This is a genomic window from Fulvivirga ulvae (assembly GCF_021389975.1).
GTDB classification, from domain to species: domain Bacteria; phylum Bacteroidota; class Bacteroidia; order Cytophagales; family Cyclobacteriaceae; genus Fulvivirga; species Fulvivirga ulvae.
Map to the genome: position 1 here is coordinate 1,674,192 of NZ_CP089981.1, position 22,143 is coordinate 1,696,334.

The 22,143-nt window shown below is 40.9% G+C and carries 21 protein-coding genes; 12 read left to right on the forward strand and 9 right to left on the reverse strand.

The annotated features are described in order from the left end of the window. Window positions 1-59 precede the first annotated feature (59 nt). Genes LVD17_RS07045 through LVD17_RS07060 form a run of 4 tightly spaced genes read right to left on the reverse strand, consistent with a single transcriptional unit; the run spans window position 60 to window position 2,656 of the window. Window positions 60-695, reverse strand: coding sequence for a response regulator transcription factor (locus tag LVD17_RS07045; RefSeq protein ID WP_233764651.1), 636 nt, complete (start codon window positions 693-695; stop codon window positions 60-62). Continuing rightward, window positions 682-1,482, reverse strand: coding sequence for a sensor histidine kinase (locus tag LVD17_RS07050; RefSeq protein ID WP_233764650.1), 801 nt, complete (start codon window positions 1,480-1,482; stop codon window positions 682-684). Before LVD17_RS07050 ends, LVD17_RS07045 begins: the two co-directional genes overlap by 14 nt. Next, complete coding sequence (locus LVD17_RS07055; protein WP_233764649.1) at window positions 1,461-2,090, reverse strand: hypothetical protein; 630 nt, start codon at window positions 2,088-2,090, stop codon at window positions 1,461-1,463. Before LVD17_RS07055 ends, LVD17_RS07050 begins: the two co-directional genes overlap by 22 nt. Next, on the reverse strand, window positions 2,087-2,656 hold the full coding sequence (locus LVD17_RS07060) for a hypothetical protein (RefSeq protein WP_233764648.1): 570 nt from the start codon (window positions 2,654-2,656) through the stop codon (window positions 2,087-2,089). The genes LVD17_RS07055 and LVD17_RS07060 overlap by 4 nt, the downstream gene beginning before the upstream one ends. A 225-nt stretch (window positions 2,657-2,881) precedes the next feature. Here LVD17_RS07060 and LVD17_RS07065 point away from each other — a divergent pair, with 225 nt between their 5' ends. From LVD17_RS07065 to LVD17_RS07105, 9 genes are all read left to right on the forward strand, one after another. After that, entirely contained in the window at window positions 2,882-4,456 is a 1,575-nt protein-coding gene (locus tag LVD17_RS07065) for a hypothetical protein (RefSeq protein WP_233764647.1), read from the forward strand. Between the two features lie 491 nt (window positions 4,457-4,947). Next, the gene (locus LVD17_RS07070) at window positions 4,948-6,447 is read left to right on the forward strand and encodes an ankyrin repeat domain-containing protein (protein WP_233765706.1); all 1,500 of its coding nucleotides are present in this window, start codon (window positions 4,948-4,950) and stop codon (window positions 6,445-6,447) included. A 7-nt stretch (window positions 6,448-6,454) separates the two neighbouring features. Then, window positions 6,455-6,946, forward strand: coding sequence for a DUF2271 domain-containing protein (locus tag LVD17_RS07075; protein WP_233765707.1), 492 nt, complete (start codon window positions 6,455-6,457; stop codon window positions 6,944-6,946). Between the two features lie 10 nt (window positions 6,947-6,956). After that, window positions 6,957-9,167, forward strand: a complete 2,211-nt coding sequence (locus LVD17_RS07080; protein WP_233765708.1) for a PepSY domain-containing protein — start codon at window positions 6,957-6,959, stop codon at window positions 9,165-9,167. Between the two features lie 241 nt (window positions 9,168-9,408). Continuing rightward, complete coding sequence (locus tag LVD17_RS07085; RefSeq protein WP_233765709.1) at window positions 9,409-9,735, forward strand: DUF6686 family protein; 327 nt, start codon at window positions 9,409-9,411, stop codon at window positions 9,733-9,735. Window positions 9,736-9,793: 58 nt separating this feature from the next. After that, the gene (locus tag LVD17_RS07090) at window positions 9,794-10,336 is read left to right on the forward strand and encodes a flavodoxin (protein ID WP_233765711.1); all 543 of its coding nucleotides are present in this window, start codon (window positions 9,794-9,796) and stop codon (window positions 10,334-10,336) included. 25 nt (window positions 10,337-10,361) lie between these two features. Next, entirely contained in the window at window positions 10,362-10,697 is a 336-nt protein-coding gene (locus LVD17_RS07095) for a DUF6686 family protein (protein ID WP_370688791.1), read from the forward strand. A 197-nt stretch (window positions 10,698-10,894) separates the two neighbouring features. After that, on the forward strand, window positions 10,895-11,125 hold the full coding sequence (locus tag LVD17_RS07100; protein WP_233765715.1) for a hypothetical protein: 231 nt from the start codon (window positions 10,895-10,897) through the stop codon (window positions 11,123-11,125). Between the two features lie 275 nt (window positions 11,126-11,400). After that, on the forward strand, window positions 11,401-12,324 hold the full coding sequence (locus LVD17_RS07105; protein ID WP_233765717.1) for a DUF808 domain-containing protein: 924 nt from the start codon (window positions 11,401-11,403) through the stop codon (window positions 12,322-12,324). A gap of 54 nt (window positions 12,325-12,378) precedes the next feature. On the opposite strand, the gene LVD17_RS07110 is transcribed toward LVD17_RS07105, so the two are convergent. Together LVD17_RS07110 and LVD17_RS07115 are read right to left on the reverse strand one after the other, a co-directional pair. Continuing rightward, a complete protein-coding gene (locus tag LVD17_RS07110; protein ID WP_233765719.1) occupies window positions 12,379-13,137 on the reverse strand; it encodes a DUF4386 domain-containing protein in 759 nt (252 codons plus the stop codon). Between the two features lie 392 nt (window positions 13,138-13,529). Continuing rightward, the gene (locus tag LVD17_RS07115; protein WP_233765721.1) at window positions 13,530-14,456 is read right to left on the reverse strand and encodes a sulfotransferase family protein; all 927 of its coding nucleotides are present in this window, start codon (window positions 14,454-14,456) and stop codon (window positions 13,530-13,532) included. A gap of 109 nt (window positions 14,457-14,565) precedes the next feature. Here LVD17_RS07115 and LVD17_RS07120 point away from each other — a divergent pair, with 109 nt between their 5' ends. The 3 genes from LVD17_RS07120 (at window position 14,566) to LVD17_RS07130 (ending at window position 16,224) form a co-directional block, all read left to right on the forward strand. Next, window positions 14,566-15,261, forward strand: a complete 696-nt coding sequence (locus LVD17_RS07120; protein ID WP_233765723.1) for an aspartyl/asparaginyl beta-hydroxylase domain-containing protein — start codon at window positions 14,566-14,568, stop codon at window positions 15,259-15,261. Window positions 15,262-15,467: 206 nt separating this feature from the next. Then, complete coding sequence (locus LVD17_RS07125; RefSeq protein WP_233765725.1) at window positions 15,468-15,878, forward strand: hypothetical protein; 411 nt, start codon at window positions 15,468-15,470, stop codon at window positions 15,876-15,878. A 178-nt stretch (window positions 15,879-16,056) separates the two neighbouring features. Then, on the forward strand, window positions 16,057-16,224 hold the full coding sequence (locus tag LVD17_RS07130) for a hypothetical protein (RefSeq protein ID WP_185156077.1): 168 nt from the start codon (window positions 16,057-16,059) through the stop codon (window positions 16,222-16,224). Window positions 16,225-16,415: 191 nt separating this feature from the next. Here LVD17_RS07130 and LVD17_RS07135 read toward each other — a convergent pair whose 3' ends face one another. From LVD17_RS07135 to LVD17_RS07145, 3 genes are all read right to left on the reverse strand, one after another. Beyond that, on the reverse strand, window positions 16,416-17,942 hold the full coding sequence (locus LVD17_RS07135) for a RagB/SusD family nutrient uptake outer membrane protein (protein WP_233765727.1): 1,527 nt from the start codon (window positions 17,940-17,942) through the stop codon (window positions 16,416-16,418). An 18-nt stretch (window positions 17,943-17,960) separates the two neighbouring features. Further along, a complete protein-coding gene (locus LVD17_RS07140; RefSeq protein WP_233765728.1) occupies window positions 17,961-21,053 on the reverse strand; it encodes a SusC/RagA family TonB-linked outer membrane protein in 3,093 nt (1,030 codons plus the stop codon). Between the two features lie 526 nt (window positions 21,054-21,579). Next, window positions 21,580-21,978 (reverse strand): hypothetical protein, encoded by a 399-nt coding sequence (locus LVD17_RS07145; protein ID WP_233765730.1) that lies wholly within the window; start codon window positions 21,976-21,978, stop codon window positions 21,580-21,582. Between the last annotated feature and the right edge of the window lie 165 nt (window positions 21,979-22,143).

A 22,143-nucleotide genomic window follows, 5' to 3' on the forward strand; every position in this document is an offset into this window, starting at 1 on the left:
CATTTATGAAGTTCGAACCCCTGAAGGTCAGTTAAATTTTTAGTGTGCAGTATTTGATATTACAGATTAACCAAATCATTTTTTATTGCATATATGGCCAAGCCAATTCTATTTTTAATTTCTAATCTTTCAAAAAGAGCCTCACGGTATCCATCTATTGAACGAACCGACATGCCCATTTCATCTGCTATTTCTTTATAGGTAAGTTCTGAGCAAACCAGTTGAAGAAACTCTAATTCTTTTTCACTAAAACTATGTCTTTGCTCAACCTGAAGCTGATCAAGTAAAATCTGCCCAACTTGGCTTGAGTAATAGAAACCTTTATTTATTATTTCGTTTAAAGCAACTTCCAATTCATCTGGGTCGGCCTCTTTTAAAATATAGCCACTTGCCCCAGCTTTTAACATCTTAATAATAGTTGACTCATTTTCATACATAGAAAGGGCTAATATTTTAATTTCTGGATAATTGGCTTTAATATGTTTTGCTGTTTTATAGCCATCCCAACCTTTCATATTTATATCTACTAAAGCTACCGAAGGTAATGTATTTTTGAACTGACTTATTAATTCTTCACCGTCATTCCCCTCATAGATGACGTTAAATCCAACGAAACCATTAATTATCTCTACTATTCCTTTTCTGAATAAGCTATGGTCGTCAGCTACAGCTACAGTGTATTTACTCGGATTCATATTTTAGCTCTCGGTTTATTAATAATTCAACTGATGTTCCATGCCCTTTTTCACTGTTGAATGCTATAGTTGCATTAATTGCCTTAGCTCTTTTATGTAAATTTAGCATTCCTAATCCTGTTTCCTGGGAGGTTTCACTCATGTCATAGCCTATTCCATTATCTTTTACTATTACCAAAATTCCTTGGCTATTAGAACTACAATGAAATTGGATTATTGTAGCCTTTGCGTGTTTGATTATGTTGTTTACAATTTCTTGGATTATCCGGTAAGCTATAAGCTGTATGCTTGGCGCTAAAACTATATTTGGCTTTTCAATTTTGGTAATGATTTTATGTTTGCCTAATTGCTCAAGTCTTGAAGCTTCTTGTTGTAATAACTCTGAAAAACTCTTGCGTACTATGAAATCGGAGTTCATTTCTTTTGATAGATTTCGTAAGTCTCCGATAGCCTTTAAAATTAGCTCTTTTAAAAAAATAAATTTTTCATCTGGTATAGGATCCCTTCTTTTTTGAAGTTGACTTAACTGCAATTTGGCCAAGGATAATATCTGACCAATATTATCATGTATTTCCTGAGATATGTACGTCAGAGTTTGCTCCTTTACTTCAAGCTGCGCTTTAAGTAGCTCTTTTTGGTAATTATTTTCGAGTTCTTTGACATGTACATTATGTCTGTTCTGAGCTTTCTGATAGAACAGTAAAGAGGTAATTATAATACCTACTAGCATGATAAAAAGAAGTGTGCCGGAAATGACGAGTACTGCTATAGGAATATTTTCTTGCATAGGAAACCTATTAAATACAAGCTGTATAATGCATAATTTAACAATTTTATAATTATGCTCAATTCCTTGGCCAGTGTCTCATTATCTCTGGCTATATATGCACTTAGTCCCATTTGGAAAAATGTGCCACAATAAAAAAAGAGGTTGCCTGTATTGATCCAGAAATAGGGGTTTGTAAACAAACTTGAGTGTTCAGGAGGGTTAGCGTACAGTTCATATACATATATTAAGGCATATAGCACAATAATAGTGGACCCTAGCAGGAAGCTATAAGTATTGGGCATGTGTAGGCCTTCTATAAAAATGGATAAATAAAAGGAGGTAATTAAGAAAAGCGGCACGATAACCAGCCAGTACCTGTTGAGTACCTTGTTTCGTAAAATATTTTTATAAATGAGCGTAATAAGAATGAATTCGAGAGGCTGATAAAAATGATCAATGACATTGTTATACTCTCTTTCAATAGCCAAACCACTTAACTCAAAGAGAAGGACAGCAATGAAAAGGATTTGAAAATATCTGTAGGTAGCTAAAAGGTATTGCCTGTTGGTAGTACATGCTACCAAACAGGCGATGATTAAAATAATATAAACTAAGAATAAAGTCATTGGGTTTTCTTTCTTCTTTCTTCTTTTTTCTTTTCTTCTTCCTTCTCATTTTCCTTTTTCGTTTCTTCTTTCAGTTCAAGAATTGATAAAAAATCTGTAATTGCCTCTACAATATTTTGATCCTTTAAATCCGTCATTTTACCATCCATAGAACCTACGGTTGGCCACCTTTCTTCTACAATAGACAATTTAGACTCTTTTATGGCGGGTACAGCTTTTCCAGCTGAATCAACTGGAATTACGGCAATAGTTTGCCCTTTTAATAAATCATTATTTTTTTTATTATAATCAACACCATACAGCATTACTAAGGCATCACAACTCTCTAATTTCAAAAGCTCATTTAACACTGCTTTACTTATTATAACACCATTCGGCTCATGTGATATATTAGTTTCTGGGTTACTCTTAATATTTCTAACCCGTTGACAATAATGTTTCATGATTTTTTCGCATTCAGAAAGATCAATTCTTTCAGCTACTTTGTTTCCAAATGCCTTATTAGTCTCTTCATTACATGCGATGTAGACTCTTAATTTTCCAAGCAGACTTTTCGAATTTTCCATAACTATAGGTTTTTGGTTAATAAATGGTTTAATAATATAGCTCTATATTCGTTATAATACCTTCTGCCGACAAGGGTGTTTTTAACACAATCTCCGGGGATAACCCCAAATACCCTGATAAAATATATTCCTGTTACGGTGTAAATACCTTTAATATCAGTCTTTTATTGGAATAACTTGGGCGTTATAATCAATGAATCCATAAGTATTTAAACCAATTATGCCATGAAAAATTTATTAAAAAACACCAAAGCATTGTACATATCCGTATTAATTCTCCTCAAAGGAAATTTACTTGCTTCTACCAGTGCTAATACAGTAGATTATTATATTGATATGGAAAGTCCTGTAATACAGCTATCTGCGGTTGGGAAGGACGCAGATAATAACTATCATTTTATCTTTGGTTTTAACTGGACTTCCGATACTACCGCATTTCATAGAGATATGATGCCGAGTATAGATAAGCTTCATTTTGTTAAATTAGATCAAAATACACCATTTTATAGCCAACTAAACCCTGTGGCTTCTCCTGTTTATGAATTTGTTGTAAAACATGATGACATAGATGAGATAGACGAGGTCAAGTTCTATTGTACATATATAATTGGAGGGCGAGTCTATAATACTAAGCCTGTCCACCTTCAACTCCGATTTGAAAATGATCCTGACCTTGACATTAAGATATCTAGTGAAGGATTATATTACTTTACAAATTCGATTACTCCGAAGGTAAAATTAGGAGCTAATATTGATGGGGTACGTATAGAGAGTTTAGTCATCAAAGAAATAAACAGCAATGAAGCCCCTGTTTTGGCAGCTGGCGATGGGTTGAGTCATATATATTTAGGACCCCATCAATATACAGAAGTGAGTTTCCACGCATATTCAGGTCGAAGTTTAAGCGTTAACAATGAGTATTTTGTAATAGGTCAAATTAGAGTCGGGAGTGAAGTTAAATCTTTTAGCAAAAGGTTAAGGGCTCTTAAAAGGTCGATGTATTATGTAGTTGCACCTGTTCACGAATTGGAAGTATACGGAAATAGTGATTTGGAAGTATTCGTAAATACATCGGCTCCAGTCAAAGAAGTAAAGGCGGAAATATTAGAAGCCTCTGTTCCGGCAACACTTAAATATTATGACCTGGAAGGTGCTGGGGAAAACAGATGGCGGCTGAAAATTAACTCTTCAAATAAGAGTATATCTTTTGGAAGCTATACAATTAAATTTACAGGTACTTCCGTAGAAGACACACCATTAATTGTAAAGGAATATTCATTTAAAAAGAAACCTATAACCTGGAAATCCATTCATATTAAAGAAAGCAAAGCAGGTTATAGTATAACCGCTGAACTGACATATCCCGTAATAAATAAATCAGATGTTGAGTTACTTTTAGATAGTCATGGTTTCTCTATGTCATCTGTCGATAATAAGATATTCACAAAGGAGTTTTCTTTAAATGATCAAAGTCTTAAGGAATTCACGGAAGCAATGAATGATGATAACTTTAAGAGAAATATTGCAGTTGGTATTCAAGTTGAAGGAGTACCTTCTGACAAGAATGTTATTTTTACTGCAACCATTCTTGATATGAACCAGTTTGAGGGCAAGAAGAAAAAGGAAATTTGTGAAAAGTTAGAGGAAATAGGTTTTGAAGAAAATCTTGACAAGATAGCATTATCTATTAGTGAAGAGCTCAAAAAGGATGAGCCAGATCGTGAATGGGCAAAGAATGTTTGGTCAGATGCTATTGAGTATGCTCCAAAAGTATTAGGACTGATAGCTATGTTTTTTTAAGTTTTGAAACTAAAGGTTTTATACTTTAAAATCTAAAATTGCTCTAATATCCTCCCTCAAAAAGTTCGAAATTGAGACCTTGGGGTCCACAGAAGACAGTCAGAAATGGCTGTCTTTTTTTTTCGTATCATTTCATATTAACTAATCAGTCGATCTAACTATAAGTGAAACTACTATGCAACTGTTGGTCGTTATCCCCATGTTGTTAATTGCTGTTTTATGAAGCCTCGGGCTAAGAGAAAAATTTAATGAAGATATATCTGCTTTATTATCCTAACGGTAGTAAGAAAAATTATGAGAATGTCACATAAATGCCATCAATAGCGATCATTGGCCATGTTCGACAGTCTATAAACCAATAACATATCCACATTTGCCGTTCCCATAATTCTAATCAATAATTGAAAGCAGCAGTTGTATCACATGATCAAACTATTTATGTTTGCCATTATTTATAATTAGTCTAAATAATAAATATAAACATATCCCACATGCGTCATAACTATATCATCCGGCTGCTGCTGCTTATCATATGCACGGCTGCTTTGGGTAAGATACAAGCCCAGAATATATTTCTGGATAGAAGCTTTTGGAAGTCGAACCCCTCAATAGCTGCTATAGAGCAGAAGATAAAAGAAGGCAATGATCCGGCAGAGCTTAATGAGTATAATTTTAATGCTACCGTCTATGCCATTATCGGTGGTATGTCTTCGGAGGCCATTATCTATTTGTTGAAACAGAAAGGCAACGATATTGATGTTATAACTCACGACGGGCGAACCTACCTTCATTGGGCTGCTATGGGTGGTCAGGTGGATCTAATGAAATACCTGGTAGAAAATGGTATCAAAACAGGTGCAGTAGATGATCATGGCTACACCGAGATAACTTTTGCCGCCACTACCGGCCAGCAAAATGCGGCGGTTTATGATTTTCTATTAGCCAACGGTTCAAAAATTACCGATACGAATCACGACGGAGCCAATGCGCTGTTGTTACTGATCCCTCATCTGAAAGACTTTACTATGGTTGACTACCTGACTTCCAAAGGGCTGGAACTCGACAGCAATGATAATGACGGTAACGGGGCATTTTACTATGCGGCTAAAACGGGTAATATCGATATGATGGACAAGCTCATAAAAAAGGGTATTGCCTATAAAGAGAATAACAAAGTTGGTGGTAACGCTATGATTGCCGCAGGTCAGGGCACAAGATATGGCCCCAATTCGCTGGCTGTTTTCCAACATCTCGAAAAACTTGGTATTGACCCTAATGTGACTACACACGAAGGGGTAACGCCGCTACACCTGCTTGCCGGAAGAACGAAAGACACCAGTGTACTGACTTATTTTATTGGTAAGGGGGTGGATATTAATCAGGCTGATAATGATGGGAATACACCGCTTATGAATGCAGCAAGAGGCAATGAGCTCGAAGTGGTTAAATATATCGCTGAAAAGACAAAAAATATCAACGCAGCCAATGAAAGCGGAAACACAGCCTTAAGCCATGCGATAGCCCGCAACAACTATGAGGTGGTGGACTATCTCATCAGTAAGGGCGCTGATGTGCAGGTAAAAGATAAAGAAGGGAATAGTCTGGCCTGCTACCTTATGGAATCTTACCGACGCGGCCAGGAGGATCAGTTTGAAAAAAAACTTAACCTGCTAAAAGCCAAAGGGCTTGACATGAAAGCTATACAGGCTAAAGGGAAAACGCTTTTCCACCTGGCGGTAGAAGCCAATGATCTTTACCTGGTAAAAAAAGCAAAGGACAATGCCGCTGATGTCAATAAAGCCAACGATGCCGGGGCAACACCACTGCAGATCGCTGCAATGAAGGCCTCGGACGATGTGATTCTTAAGTATTTACTTGAGATCGGAGCGAATAAAAATGTCGTAACCGATTTTGATGAAACCGTTTTTGATCTGGCTCAGGAAAATGAACAGTTAAAGAAAAAAGGAGTAGATATCCAGTTTCTAAAATAATATTTACATGAGTAAAGTTTCTAAAATATGCCTTCTCGCCCTTATGAGTGCAGTACTTATAAGCTGGTCTTCGCGGGAAATGGATAATGTAACAGCTTACAAGTGCCTTGTACAGCTTACCAATTACCAGGGAGAGGGGGCCTACATGATAATCTCACTTATAGACCCTGACGGGAACTACGAAAAAACGCTGTATGTGATGGGGCAGGATGAAGAATGGTACCCTGACCTAACACAATGGTGGAAGTTTTTTGATAAAAGTGATGAGGATGTAGATGGTATCAGCGGCGCAACAATAGCCGGCGGCGAGCGCACAGTCTGCATAATACAATTGGATGATACCAAGCTAAATGCAGGATACAAGCTGCGCTTTGAAACAGCTGTAGAAGATCAAAAATATTTCTTGAATGATGTCGAAGTACCGCTTACTACGGAAAATGTAAAAGGAAAATTTGACGGTCAGGGTTACATACGCTATATCCGTATGATGCCCAATTAGCGTTCGTAACATGATTATTTCAATCTGGAGGTACAGCCATTTGTTATTGGCTGTATCTTCTTCTGTTTTTATATTCATAGCTTCCTTAACAGGCATAATCCTGGCATTTGAACCAGTCTCCAATCAATTGCAGGGTTTTAAGGTCAGTCATGCGGCAGAACTCTCTCTTGCCGAAACGCTGCCTCAGTTGAAAAAAAGCTACGATGAAATATTTAGCCTGGAGGTAGATGCCAATGGTTTTGTTGCGATCTCAGCCATCGACAAGGAAGGTAACATGGTTGATTTTTACATAGATCCGTTTACCGGTGAAAAGGCGGGTGAACTTATTGATCAGTCCCCGATATTTGAATTTGCCACCACATTGCACCGTTCGTTGTTTCTCAAAAGTGCCGGCCGCTTTTTTGTGGGCCTCGCCTCTTTCTCTTTGCTCCTGATGGCCATCACCGGGATTATATTAGTTGTCAAGCGTCAGCAAGGCATTCTTAAATTTTTCAGCAGAATCATCAGGGAGAATTTCTTTCAGTACGCTCATGTTTATCTGGGCCGGCTGGCTTTGGTCCCGGTCATTATCATTACTCTTACAGGTACTTACCTGTCACTTCAGCGCTTTGAGATAATCCCCAAGGGCAACAAACCATCTTATGACATTAACCATGAGAACACTGGAGCCAGTCCTGTCCGTGAGTATCAAGACTTCGCTATATTTCAAAATACGATGTTGTCAGATATCCGCTCGTTGGAATTCCCATTTTCAGATGATCAGGAAGATCACTTCACGCTGAAGTTAAAAACCAAAGAATTACTTGTAAACCAATTCGACGGAGAAGTCATGGCGGAGTCAGTCTATCCAATGGTTATGTTGCTTTCTGAGCTGAGTATGACATTGCACACAGGAAGAGGAAGCATATGGTGGTCGGTAGTGTTGGGGCTTGCCTCGTGCAGCATCCTGTTTTTTATTTATTCCGGCTTTGCCATGACGCTTAAACGGCGAAGAACAAAGATAAAAAACAAGCTGGGAAAAGATGACTGCGAATTTATTATACTTCTGGGTTCCGAAACAGGAAGTACCATCCCTTTTGCGGTACAGCTTCACCTTCACCTGTTGGAGCAGGGCCAAAGCTGCTTTATCACAGAAATGAACAAGTACACATCATTCAAAAAAATGCGGCATCTAATTGTAATAACTTCAACCTATGGACAGGGGGAAGCGCCAGCCAATGCCCGTAAATTTCCCGAACTATACAGGCAAAATAAACCTGACACCGACTTTACATTTGCGGTGGCAGGTTTCGGATCACTGGCATATCCTGATTTTTGTCAATTTGCCTATGATGTGGATGAGTTGATGTATAAGGACAAGAATAGCAAGCGACTGCTGGAAACTGCCGCTATCAATAACCGGTCCTGGGAGGCATACCGGCAATGGGCCAGGCGGCTGGGCAATAAACTGGGCATTAGCATAGAACTTCCCGCCAAAAATCCGGTAGTTCATAAGAGAAAGAAAAAAGAGTTGTTCAGGGTTATTGATAAAACCAGTGCCCTCGAAAACCCGGATGATACCTTTCTTATATCCGTGGAGAGCTTTAAACACCGAAAATTACAGTCGGGAGACCTGCTAGCCATCTATACCCCAAATGACCCGCATGAGAGGCTCTACTCTATATCTTACCTGGGTGAAAAAAGGATTCTGCTGAGTGTTAAGAGGCATAAGCAGGGCATCTGCTCCAATTATTTGTATAGCCTGCAACCCGGTGACCTGATAGAAGGGTGTATCGTGAAAAACAAAAACTTTCATTTTCCCTCACACGCCGCGCAAATAATAATGATCAGTACAGGCACAGGCATAGCCCCGTTCCTTGGTATGCTGGAGCAAAATAAGGCCAAAAAGGAAACGCATCTCTATTGGGGTGGCAGAACTGAGCAGTCCTTTGAACTTTACCAGCACTATATCAGCAACAACCTTAACACGCAAAAGCTGAGCTGCTTTACACCTGTATACTCCCAGGCAGGCAACGGTAAAGAATATGTACAGCAGTATATAGCCAGAGATAGGGAGCTGATGGCTTCAACACTCAGGGATAATGGTGTCATCATGATCTGCGGCTCTATTGCCATGCAACGTGAGGTGATTGATATACTGGAACAAATTACAACAGAAATCAATAATAAACCCTTGAGCTACTACCAGCAAAAAGACCAGCTGCTGATGGACTGCTATTAGTAACCATTGATAGTAACTATAGGTAGTACTGGAAAAATACCTAGCAATAGCGATTGTCTCGCAGTTGAGGGGTTTGTAATATTGCCTTGTTTAGAATTATTCTAAATAAATAACCTATTTTATTTAGACAGGAGCTTTTTACGGACATGCTTTGGCCTCTGTCTTTTAAAATAAAGTCCTCGGGGCCGTAAGTTTAAATGAACTTGCGGCTTTGCGAGGCACAAAATTCAAAATATTTGGTATGTGCGACTCTAAAAATTATATCGTATTAGCCGAGGAAGATCCCGTTCGGATAAGTTGGTGTAAGCATTGTAAAACCTATTCACTGGTATTTGGCACGAGCTATCTTTCTTTAACTAAAAAAGGCCTGAGTAATTTCAAAAATGTATTGGAAGGACTTAAGAGCCGGAATTTCTGCTACGATCACTTTGGCACAAACAAGGCCCTGCTCAGAAATAACCGTTCCTCACCGGGCGTTTACCTCACCAAACAGGAAGTAAGCTCCCTGCTGGAAATCATTGAACAGGGCACAGCACTGAAAGAAGTTTACCACATCTTATATCATTAACCGGTTAAACTATAAGTGAGCTTAAAGATTTTATAAACATTTTATCCCTATTAAAATTATGTCATTTGCTATTGAAAACAAGGTAGGTCTTTTCTACGGTACGGATACCGGAAATACGGAAGTGATTGCCCACCACCTGGCTGAACTATGGAAAATATCAGAACTCGAACTAATAGAGGCCTGTGATATGACCGCTGCTGATTATGACCGTTTTGACATTATAATCATTGGTTTATCCACCTGGTACGACGGAGACCTTCAAAGTGATTTTGAGAACTTCTTTGAAGAATTCAAAACCATAGATTTTAGCGGTAAAGTTGTAGCTATGTTCGGGTTGGGCGACCAGACTGGTTATCCGGAATATTTTGTGGACGGACTGGGTATACTGGGCGAGGTAATTGTTGAAAATGGCGGCTATATCATCGGTATGTGGCCTAATGAAGGGTATGAGTATGACGAATCTAAAGGTTTATACGATGAAAATCATTTCTATGGATTGGCCCTTGACTTTGAGAACCAATATGACCTCAATGAGCCACGTCTCGAGGCCTGGATAAAGCAGGTAGAGCAGGAAATAGAGGAAATGGTAGAAGAAGCATAAATCGAGAAGACAGGCCAATTGCTTAATGTGTACCTATAGCCAACATATTATATTATCAGAATGTGACAATGCGCAGGTTAGCTGGTGCAAGGGTTGTCAGGGTTATTCCGTGATATTTAATAGTTGTGCCTTGTCGTTTTCTGCTTTTGAACTCGGTCATTTCAGGAATATTCTTAAAAATCTGAGCGAAGGAGACTTTCATTATGATTTCCCGGGAGGACGACAGGTACTTATCAAGAATCATGGAGCTTCGCTGGGGATCTGTCTTACCAAAAAGCAGGTAGACGATCTGGAGCAACTTATTGCGGAGGCCCAGACTGTGGTTGAGGCTTTTAAGATTATTTATCATTATGATGCATAATGATCTACCCGGTTCCTTACAGAGCGCTTAAGAGCCAACGCACCGGTTTTATTGGAATGAAAATAAGTCAGTATAAGCGACACAATAATAATCGCTGCTGTCCAGCTTAAGGAGATGAGTCTGTCTTTCTAATCACCGGAACTTCCCCCATTTCTTCTTACTTGATGGAGTGTATAAATGATTCACCGTTTTATTTTATGACTCATCCTCCTTTGAGATCAGAACCTCATTTAAAGAGCAAAAAAGCATTGCGGGCCGTAAACTACTACATTGCCAGCAATCTTAGCAGTGGCTTTCAGGTTTTCCCGGACATTGACAAATATCACCCTGGCTTCACTTTTAGTACTGCCATAGGGAATAGTGATCGTTACAGTTACACATCATCCATCTATGATACCAGTGGCAGATCGCATTACATCCCTAAATAGAGATCCGGGCTTAACAAAGGCGCAAAAATGTATAATCCTTCGGGCTATTGTTTTATTTTACGAGGTTGGTTTCATTCGAAAGCTTGTCGATCTGATTAAAACTTTCCAGGGCTTTTCTGGTTTTAATATGTATATGTTTGGCATTTAAGGATTTTTAAAACTATTTCGCACCTTCCAGTAAATCTATTCCTAAAAAACAGAGCTGCCATATTGTGCCGGTTGCAAGAGGAAAAGGACAAACAGTAAAGGATAATTCAGAAGAGAAAGTATAGAATATGGCTTCAGGCTTTTTTGCGCTATTAGATGATATTTCTGCTTTGGTAAAAGCAAGTGCCTCCAGTTTGGATGATGTACCTACCCAGGTAGCCAAAACTACAGGAAAAGTTTCGGGTATTGTAATTGATGATACAGCAGTTACACCCAAATACGTTGTGGGGCTTGATGCATCTCGTGAGCTTTCTATTATTTATCAGATTGCCAGGAAGTCCCTCATCAACAAACTAATTATTTTGAGCCCGGCGGCTCTGCTGCTCGGTTACTTCGCTCCATGGGCTATTACGCCTATTTTAATGCTTGGAGGTGCTTACCTGTGTTTCGAAGGTTATGAAAAGGTGCATTCTATGTTTGCCAAGTCTCACGATGAAAATGTTGCCAGTGAGCAGGTAAAACTTATGACTCCGGAAGAACTGGAAAAGGAGCGGGTGACCGGTGCTGTCCGCACGGATATTATTCTGTCGGCCGAGATTATTGCCATAGCCTATAGCCAGGTTACGGGGCAGGCTATAGTAAACCAGATTGTAGTAATGCTGGCCGTAGCTGTCTTTATTACCGTCGCAGTATATGGATTTGTAGGCCTGATCGTCAAAATGGATGATATTGGAGTGCATCTTGCGCAGCATAAATATCCTCCCGGCATTCAAAAATTTGGTCGTAACATCGTAAAGTTTATGCCCCACTTGTTAAATATCCTCAGCTATGTGGGTACAGCAGCCATGCTTTGGGTAGGTGCTGAAATTATTGCCCATGGCATTCCTTTTACCAATCATTTGCTACATGATTTGGAGTATGCTTTGGCTGAAACGCCCCTGATGGCCTGGCTGGTCAAGGCTCTGGCCTGTGGTATTGGTGGGTTAATCTTAGGTTTTGTGATTGAGAAAATTGTGAGGCTATCTATAAAAACATTTACTAATAAGAGATAAGGGGAGCGTAGTCCGCCTGCACTTACCGTTTTGATCAAAAGAAAAAAAGCTCAATCATTTGAGAACAGAAGTGCTCTTATCGTGCGTTCTATTACTTTTATAACTCCTCTCGGGGCGGCTGTTAACTTTAGTGCGATGGGCCCGGAGCACTTTTTTATTAAGCCCTACCACTATAAGCCACATGCCCAATACCAGCTCCAAAACAGCTGTCGGCATATTTAACACCAGATATTCACTGGTGATAACCTCTACAATATGAAAGAGTATAAGCATACTGGCAACCGCTGATAGCAAAGTCCCCACCAGACCCCAGACTGAAAGCCATAAAGGGATCAGTTTTGACCTGATCAGCAAGATATAGAGTATGAAATTGCCAATGCATAAAATAAGAACCATAAATACATGATTGATATAATCCCGGGTGATCTTGAGGGCGTTTCCCAGAGCCTGGAAGTTTGAGGCATTTTCCGGGGAGTTACTCACAAATTCATTGCTCAACGCCAGGATTAGCAATAGCAATATTGTGCCAAATATTACAAGATTGGTTGCTATGATCCTGAAACTTAAAAAACCAATGGCCAGGCTACCGCTGAACCTTCTGATGATAGGGTATAACAACAGGGCCACTCCCAGGTAAGACAGCGCCATAATGAACTGGAATACTGCACCAATAATCACCTGATTAAAATGGGCCGCGGCTTCTGTTAAATAATGCCTTGAGTCAATAGCAGGAGCAACACTGAAAAGCCCGGCTGCCATACCCACTATCATAAATAAACCTGCAAATCTTGTTTTAAGTTTTTCTGAACCCATGAGGAGCTATTTTGGATTGGTTTCGGAAATATTGATAACGCTGTTAAACCCTGAAAACACCCCATTTTAGAAAAGGTTTTTCTTCCATACAAGGTTAAGTGGATAATAAATAATGCGGCTTGGCTCTCCTCTTTTGCAAGTATCTTTATAACAGAACTTTATAGTTTAATGAAAAAAATGGTCTTTTTTTTATTTTTACCAGTGCATCAGTTAAACTTTTAAAAGTTTGGTAAACATTAATTGTTCGGAGGTACTGGCAGCAGCAATACTGCTAAGTGAAGAAATTCCACTTCTTCAGGGCTTACATGTACTCCATTAATTAACAAAAGGTGGTGCCTTTTGCTGATAATTTCAAATTAAAAGCCTGACGAGTCCTTTATTTGACCGCAAGTTTATCTAACTTCCTCAAGCCGTTCATAACGCTCTTTTACAATCAGGAGCCACCCTTGTAGCTTGTAAGCGTATTCCTCAGTGTTATAAATGGTATTACACCAACCCTGCTTACTATGCCTCTTACTCCTTTCTTCCATGGCTTTCCGTTCATCAGGCGAATATTCTAACCGCATATCCGTAATCACATCAAACAACCGGCCAGGCAATTCAGAATAATTAACCAACCTCACCAGTTTATTCTCAGCATGAAGGAGCATCCACCCATAAAGCTTTGAAAGTACATTAGCGGCATATAAATCAAGGTCATGGGCAGGAATGCCCTTTAGCTGAAATACATCCTTTTTGAGTAAACCGGGTACCATGTGCATACCGCGAACGCGTTGATGTGATTGCAATACCTCTACCGGTTCTCTGTATAGAAATATTGCAGGCACACCGGGAAATGCCTGCCTGATCAGTCCATAATATGCAAGGTGCCAACTGTCCCATTTGATGAAAAGGTATTGATGTGGGGCCTTTCTTTTTTGTCCCATAAGAATGATGGCTGCCCTTAATGTTTTCATCTTAACATCATGGCTGAGATCCGAGCTCAGAATTTCATCAGTCAGCGGTGGCTCGGAATAAACAATGTTTTTGGCGGATTGGGCAAGCATCTGAGTAATCAAGGTAGAGCCGCACCGGGAAATATGGAAGATAAATAGTGCGGGTTTAATGGTATCGGTTCGTTTTGATGCGCCAAGCTTATTGAACTCGTGCAGGGAAGTATTTTTGGATTTCGGAGACTCGTATCTAATCAATCTTATATCGTCTTCAAAAAATGGCTCCCTGAAATCTTTATCTCCAGCATATATCCATTGTACCTCTTCTTTTTCTGCATCAAAGGCGACGGGTATCCATTTGTTGAAGTCATCAATTGTGTGTGGCATTTTTGATTTAAGTCATTCAGTTTTTTATTTAACAGATAATTGTACTGCTAAAATGTTAATTTTAGAAAAGCCATGTTTGGCCAGTCATTAAATTTAAACAACATTTTAAATGAAAAGCTATGCAAAATTGCCTTTTCAGTTTGATCCTGCACAGCTTCTGCAAGAGCTTGAGATTTGCAAGCAAAACTGGACCAGGCACTTTAACACGGCATACTACTCTGGCGAGTGGAGTGGCATCCCCCTTCGGTCACCTCAGGGAGAGAGCCATGGCCTGTCGGCAGGCCATGCCGATAGCAGGCAGTTTGCAGATGAGCCGGTGCTGGAACACTTGCCATATACCCGGTCGGTGATTGAAACTATCAACGCACCGAAAAGCTCCGTCAGGTACCTGCGATTGACCCCAGGATCAGAAATAAAGCCACATAAAGATTATGATCTGGTATTTTGGGATGGATTTGTAAGGCTACACATTCCTATACTTACCAATGACCAGGTGAAATTTATGCTCAATGATAACCTGCTTAACATGCAATCCGGAGAATGCTGGTTTGCCGACTTTAGCCAAACCCACAGTGTGGAAAATGGTGGAAAAACTGACCGGGTACACCTGGTTATTGATTGCCAGGTAAATGAGTGGCTGAAGACGCTATTTATAGAAAATGGAATTGTTGAAAGCACAGAAAAAGCGCCTACTGAAATGGAGCAGTATGACGAGGGTACAAAAAGAATGATTATTGAACAGTTGGAGGCTCAGGGAACCCATGTAGCGCTTGAAATGGCTGCCAAACTCAGGAAAGAGCTATAATTTTTGCCTGGGTTACTCATTTGAGCGGGGTATTTTATCGCTCCCGGGTATTTATAAACACCAATTATCTTACATAGGCAATGAATAAATCCTTTGCTATAGCATTTTTATCATTTTATTTGTAAATTCCCTACCCGAAATCAGAGGTCGTTTGTTATTAACCTGCTAATGCTAAAATACATTTGGTTGGCAAACGTTATTACAATATGATAAACAGGCAAAGAAATATAGCGTTTAAACTGGTTGCTCTGTTCTTCGCTATTGCATTCTTTAATGTTAGCCTTGCTCCTGATCAGTCTGAGCAGGAAGCCGGCAAGGTTGCAGATATCTCTGCTTGTGATTCTATGTATCACCATGCTGAGGATGCTGATAATTTCTTTACGCAGGTACTGGAGGTAGGATGGGACATTTACCAGGCTATTCCTGATACCGAAACCACCAAAAAAGAAGAACAGAATTCAAAAAAGAGCCACACAGACTGGTTCTACAGCTTTGATCCCTTTCCGGTAGCCTGTATGTGTACAGACAAGCCATTACATAGTACTCTATTTCTTAATGTCGATTTTAGAAACTACATCAAGGAGGTCATTCCTCCTCCTCCAAAGGCTTTAGTGTAATCAACGTCATTATACCTCATTATTGCCATTAGGCCTTAAGCCACCGGAAATGTGTGCTTAAATGTGGCAAGTAATGATTGTGAGATTATAAAAAGCCCTTTGGCCATAGTAGTTTCTCATGGCCTATAGATTAAACGAAAAGGCCAGGGGCATTTTTTCAAACTAATAAAAACAAGCAATGAAAACATCAATGCTGGAATACTATAAGATCGTGCTGAGAAAAGTTAGCTTTCATCCTCAGCTCTTCAGAAAAGAATACAGAAAAGCACTGTTTTACTTAACTGAGGACGAATCGCTCGAACTTAAGCTATGGCTGAGAGGAAATTTAGCATACATACCCACATGATGTAAACCCTATTATTTTTTTCTAAAGAAATCCCGGCTAAAGAGGCAAGTTAGTCTCCCCAGCCGGGATTTTTCAATTCATTGCTATTAGCTCAAGGTTTCCAGCTTCTAATTTCACTGTCGTAGATGTAGCAGGATAATTACCCGCACAAGCCACCAGAAACCAGTGAACAAGTAGCCAGTAACCTGCCGCTACCACTTATCATTCTGACCTAAATTACCACGGATCACGTCATCAAATGGGATAGGGAATAAATTATGTTTTCCTTCCACAAAGCCCAGATCACTAAGCTCCTGGGAAGCGCGGCCCCAGCGGATAAGATCAAGGAAGCGGAAACCTTCAAACGCAAGCTCCAGTTGTCGCTCAGTAACTATGGCTTCGAAAAGTGCCGTACCCGATGCTGCCACATCCTCCAGATCTGCCCGGTCACGCACTTTATTGAGCTCAGTGAGGGCCCGCCCTTCATTGCCTGCGTTGTAGAAAGCCTCGGCAGCCATGAGCAGTACATCGGCATAACGGATCAATCTCCAGTTGGTGGCATAATTTAGCTCTGCCACTGCATCAGTGTTGGTTTGGTTGCTGTAAGTACCATACTTACGCCTGATAAAGCCATGGTAGTCCCACACGTTCTCACCTGTCCATGCTCCACCAGCAGCAACCAGTTCAGCTTCTGACATAAGCGTGTTTACTTTTCTGGCACTATCGCCGGCATTGACAAAGGCATCGTACAATTCTTCGGAAGGGTACAGGAAGCCCCAGCCTGCAATAAGTGAGTCTCCGGGTGCAGGTTCGTAAAAACCACCTCTTGGCCCCATAAGCTGAATATGGATATTGCTCTCCTGAAGCCTGCCATTGTCCCATGGGAAGTTGCCCCAATCAAAGCCGACGGAACTCACAAACTGAACCTCAAAAACAGATTCTTTACCCAACTCACCTGCTTCAGTCCAGTTGTCTGCATAGTTATCATGCAGGTCATATTCGTTGGATGCAATTACGGCATCGAGAAAATATGCGGCGCTGTCCCACTGCTGCTGATAGAGATAAGCTTTGCCAAGCAGTGCCTGGGCAGTACCCTTAGAAACCCTGAACTGATCCGCTGCACTGTACTCGCTTTTCAGAGGCAATAGTTCGATTGCCTCACGGAGGTCTTTCTCAATTTGATCGTAAACAACATTACTGGCCACACGTTCCTGTTCGTACGCTGACTGGTCAGGCTCGGCAAGTATTAAAGGCACATCTCCAAACATAGAAACCAGTTCAAAGTAATTGTGCGCACGAAGCGCTTTGGATTCAGCGATCAGAGCCTTTCTGAAATCATTCTCCGGCTCAACCAGGTTGATGACTTTGTTGGCCCTGAATATGCCAAAATAGGCCATTCTCCATGTACCCAGTACACCCCCATTCTGAGAATCGTATGTATAGTCATCCAGGTTTTGATATTGTGGCTGGTCGCCACTACCTCCACCACCGGCAGTCCCCTCATCTGAAGGTAGTGTTTTTACCAGGTAGTTGCTGGACCAGCCCGTATTGTAATGGTATTGCAGGATGTCATAAACGGCTATGGTAGCCCTGAATGCATCCTGATCGGTTTTGTAAAACTCTTCGGTCGACTTTCTTCCATAGATTTCCTTATCAAGGTAGTCGTCAGAGCATGAAGCCAGGATCGTCAGTAAGCTTAACATGCCCATTGTCCATATTTTTATATAATTCTTTTTCATAATCTCGTCGGTTTGTAATTAGAAGCTAAGTGATAATCCGGTCATGAACTTTTTGGGGATAGGATATACTCCTCTGTCTATGCCCTGACTGTTGTCATCATTACTACCAGCTTCAGGGTCAAGTCCGGGATACTTGGTAAATGTGAAGTAATCTTCCAGAGATACATAAACCCGGATAGAGTTGAACTTCAGCCTGTTGATCAGGTTTTCAGGAAGGGTATAACCCAATTGCAACTGCTTAATACGCGCATACGAGCCGTTAAACACCATCAAGTCACTGTTGTAGATGTATGGATTATCAGTATCAGCGGCAAACCAGTCATTGGTGCTTCCTTCTCCAGTCCAGCGATCTTCGTAAAAGAACTCAGGCTTATTCACAGTACCTCGGTCAGTTCTGTTGAAGCCCATGAGTATGTCATTTCCTTTTGAGCCTTGTATGAACACGGTCAGGTCAAAACCTTTGTAGCCTACGTTGACACGCCCGCCATATAAAAAGTCCGGATGAGGGTCACCTATATAAGTCTGGTCTTCAGGAGTGATTCGCCCATCCTGATTAACGTCTACCACTACCGGCTCACCCGGAGCGGGGCTGTACTCCGACAGGTTGTTGTCACTGATGTAGTTGTCGATCTGCTCCTGGTTCTGGAATATACCATCAGTCTTGTAACCTCTGAAATACCAGATAGGCAAACCTTCTTCAAAATATGATGCCGTCCAACCTGTACCTACACCGGCACCCTGGATCTTGTCAGGCACCAGCGGGTTCAGGAAGATAACTTCGTTATCCACTGTCGTCATATTCGCAGAGATCTCATAGTAGAAATCGCCTGCGGATTTGGTGTATGCTACTTCAAACTCAAAACCTTTGTTTCTTACATCTCCCCCGTTTACAGTGGCACCATCGTTACCAATGTAGTGAGGTGGCGTACTGGCAGTAAGAAGGCCTTTGGTTGTTTTATTGTAATAATCAACAGTTATTCTCAGTTGGTCGTCAAGCAAGCCAAAATCCAGGCCAAGGTCTACCTGCTCACTGGTTTCCCATACCAGGTCCGGGTTAGGAAGGAAGTCTGGTTCTGCACCTACATAGAAGCCTCCTGTACCTGTAGGGTATCGTATACCTTGGGTAGTAATGATAGAGGCATACTGCCCGGGAGTAAGTGATCTGAGGTTACCGTTTTCTCCCCAACTTGCCCTTACTTTCAAGAAGTTAATGAAGGTTTCAGGGAAGAAATTCTCAGCAGATACTACCCAGCCGGCAGATACTGACGGGAAAAGGTCCCATCGGTTGTCTTCAGGAAGTAAGGAAGATCCATCGTACCTGAAAGTGGCATTGAGCAAATACTTGTCAGAGAAAGTATAGGAAACCCGCCCGAAGTATGATAAAAGGCTTTTGTCTTCTCTGGAGCTTCCTATACGATCGCTTTCATCAGGAATATAATCGTAGTATGCGAATTTATCGTCTTCATCAAACATCGGACCGCCAGAGCCATTGAGCTTGTTGTATACGGTGTTAATGGCTGATGTACCTAACAGGATGGAGAAGTCATGCTCAGCAATACTGTTGGTATAGGTAGCAAAGTTTTCCCACTGAGTAGTGAACCATTTTTCATTGTTGTCCCTTACTGTTGGCGTGTTGTTTTTTCTCTCATTAGAGAAATAATAAGTAGGGAACCATTCATGATTAAGCTGAAAAGCCGCATCAATACCAAACCGAGAGGTAAATTTAATATGCTTAATAGGAGTCAGTTCAGCATAGATATTGCCTACTACTTTATCCTGTACAATCTCTCCTCTGGTATTTTGGATCATGGCCAGCGGGTTACCGATCTCTCCCTGTACAAAACGGGAGATGCCATAGTAGTTGCCATCATCATCTTGCGTAAGTGTTTCTCCGGCATCCAGTGCAGCCTGCGCATGTGCTGGTAGCCCATCGGTGTAAATTACCGGGGTCGTGGGGTCCATGAGTATGGCATTACCTACTACTGAGCCAAATTCATCATCCTCGGCAATAGTACTTCTTTTGAAGTGAGAATAAGAGAGCCTGTTACCGATCTTCAGCCAGTCTTTGATCTGGTGGTCTGAGTTTAATCGGGCTGTATACCTGTCAAACTGCGCTTTATCTCCACCTGCAACACCGTCTTGGGTATAGAAGCTTCCTCCTATCAGATAGGTTGAGTTTTCTGAGCCGCCACTAAGGTTAAGGCTATGTTTTTGGAGGGGTGCGCTTTCGAACAATTCATCCAGCCAGTCCGTTCCTTCCACACCCTGATAGTCGGCAGGGTTAGGTAAAGTTCCGGAAGCACCGGCTTCGTTAAGATACTCGGCATACTGCTGAGCATTCATCATGTCCATACGGTCGCCGACCGTCTGGATACCATACTGAAAGTTATAGTTAATTTGCGGTTTTCCTGCTTTACCGGTTTTGGTAGAGATCAGGACTACACCATTGGCACCTTCAGCACCGTAGATAGCTGCCGAAGCTGCATCTTTCAGCACCTCTATCGAGGCTATTTCGCTGGGATCGAGGTACTCTATGCCACCGGTTCTGATACCATCTACAATGTAGAGCGGACCAGCATCTCCATTAGAGCCGGTACCTCTGATGCGCACCTTCAGGCCACTACCGGGTGAGCCGGAGTTAGCCAGTACGTTAACACCGGCAGTTCTACCCTGAAGGGCCTGCTCCACTCTAAGTGTTGAGGTATTGGTAATTTGCTCTGCCTCAATACTGGATATAGCACCGGTCAGTAAGCTTTTTTGTTGCTCACCATAACCAATTACTACCACTTCTGACAGAGCGGTTACATCAGTGGACAGGTTAACATCCACTACGGAACGGTTTTGAATGTTAACCTCTTCCGTGGCATAACCAATAAATGAAAAAATAAGGGTACTGCTACCTTCTGGCACCTGCAGACTATAGTTACCTTCTATGTCTGTAGTGGTACCAGTGGATGTACCCTTTACAATAATACTTACGCCTGGTAAGGCGCTGTTTGATTCTGCGTCCAGAACTCTTCCGGACACCTGTCTATCCTGTCCGTAAAGGACTATTGGTGCCCACAGGCAAACCAACAGGATAATCACTTTAAGGGGGTTAAGGTTCTTCATAAGCGATGATTGTTTTTAGTTTAGATCAATATCATCGTCTAAGGGCAAATGTTGCGGGGATAAACCTTTCTTTTAAGATGGGTATTTATTGCAAACGTTTCCTGAACCCTTGAATAACAGCATTTTACAGAATCGAACAGAATATTTTATTTATTGCGTTTTGTGATTAGATCCAAAGCATCAGGGATAGTCAAACCGATCAGCATATGCGTAACTTATACTAAGTCACCTGATTTATCCTTAGTCTACCGAAGGGTGACTTGGATTTGAAATGAAAAACGGGTGTCTGTGACACGGTTTAATTTGCAGTACTTTAATTACAAAAAATCCACTTTCACCAACCTGCACGAGCCGGCATAATCCCTGGCGCTAGACTAACGGTAGTGCTCCGGCTCATCCACAAAGCCAGTCTTTACCGGATTCAGGTGGAGTACTTTTTGATAAACATCTTAAATGATTTGGAAAAAGAAATAACTAAAGATTAGCATAAGCTGGTAATGAGAGTGTCCAATTACCAATAGTCCTTTTATAGATTAATAGGTAGTAAAAGCTTAACATTTACTTTCTCCTTTTTATCAAATGAAACACCTGGTTCCCATTGAGGAGATTCTTCAAATGCTTTTTTAATTTGATCAGCACATTTCTTAGAAACCGACTCATTTATAAATACCGATCCTTTTCTTACATAGCCCGTTGAATCTAAAACAAAGTGAACGTAAACCTTTTTGCCTTGCCTTGAACACTTAATTTTACGGTCAAGATATTCGTAAAATCCTGCATAGCTTCCTGGAAAGGTTGGATCCTGCTCAAATAACCCCACATAAATGTCATTATCTAACATAGTACTGTCAGATTCTTGAGCACAAGTATAACTCATGGAAACCCCAACAAGAACGATAACAACCATGGCGACTTTGCTTTGCATAATATTGAATTGTAGCTTATAAACGAACGTCTTATATCTCGTTTATTTGGTTATGACTGGCAATTTAGAAAAAGAATATTAATTATGAAGTTTCGTTTTCCAATTACCGTATCGCAGACACTCGTTCTCATTATCAATTCGTAGTCCCTTCGGTAGACTACGAAT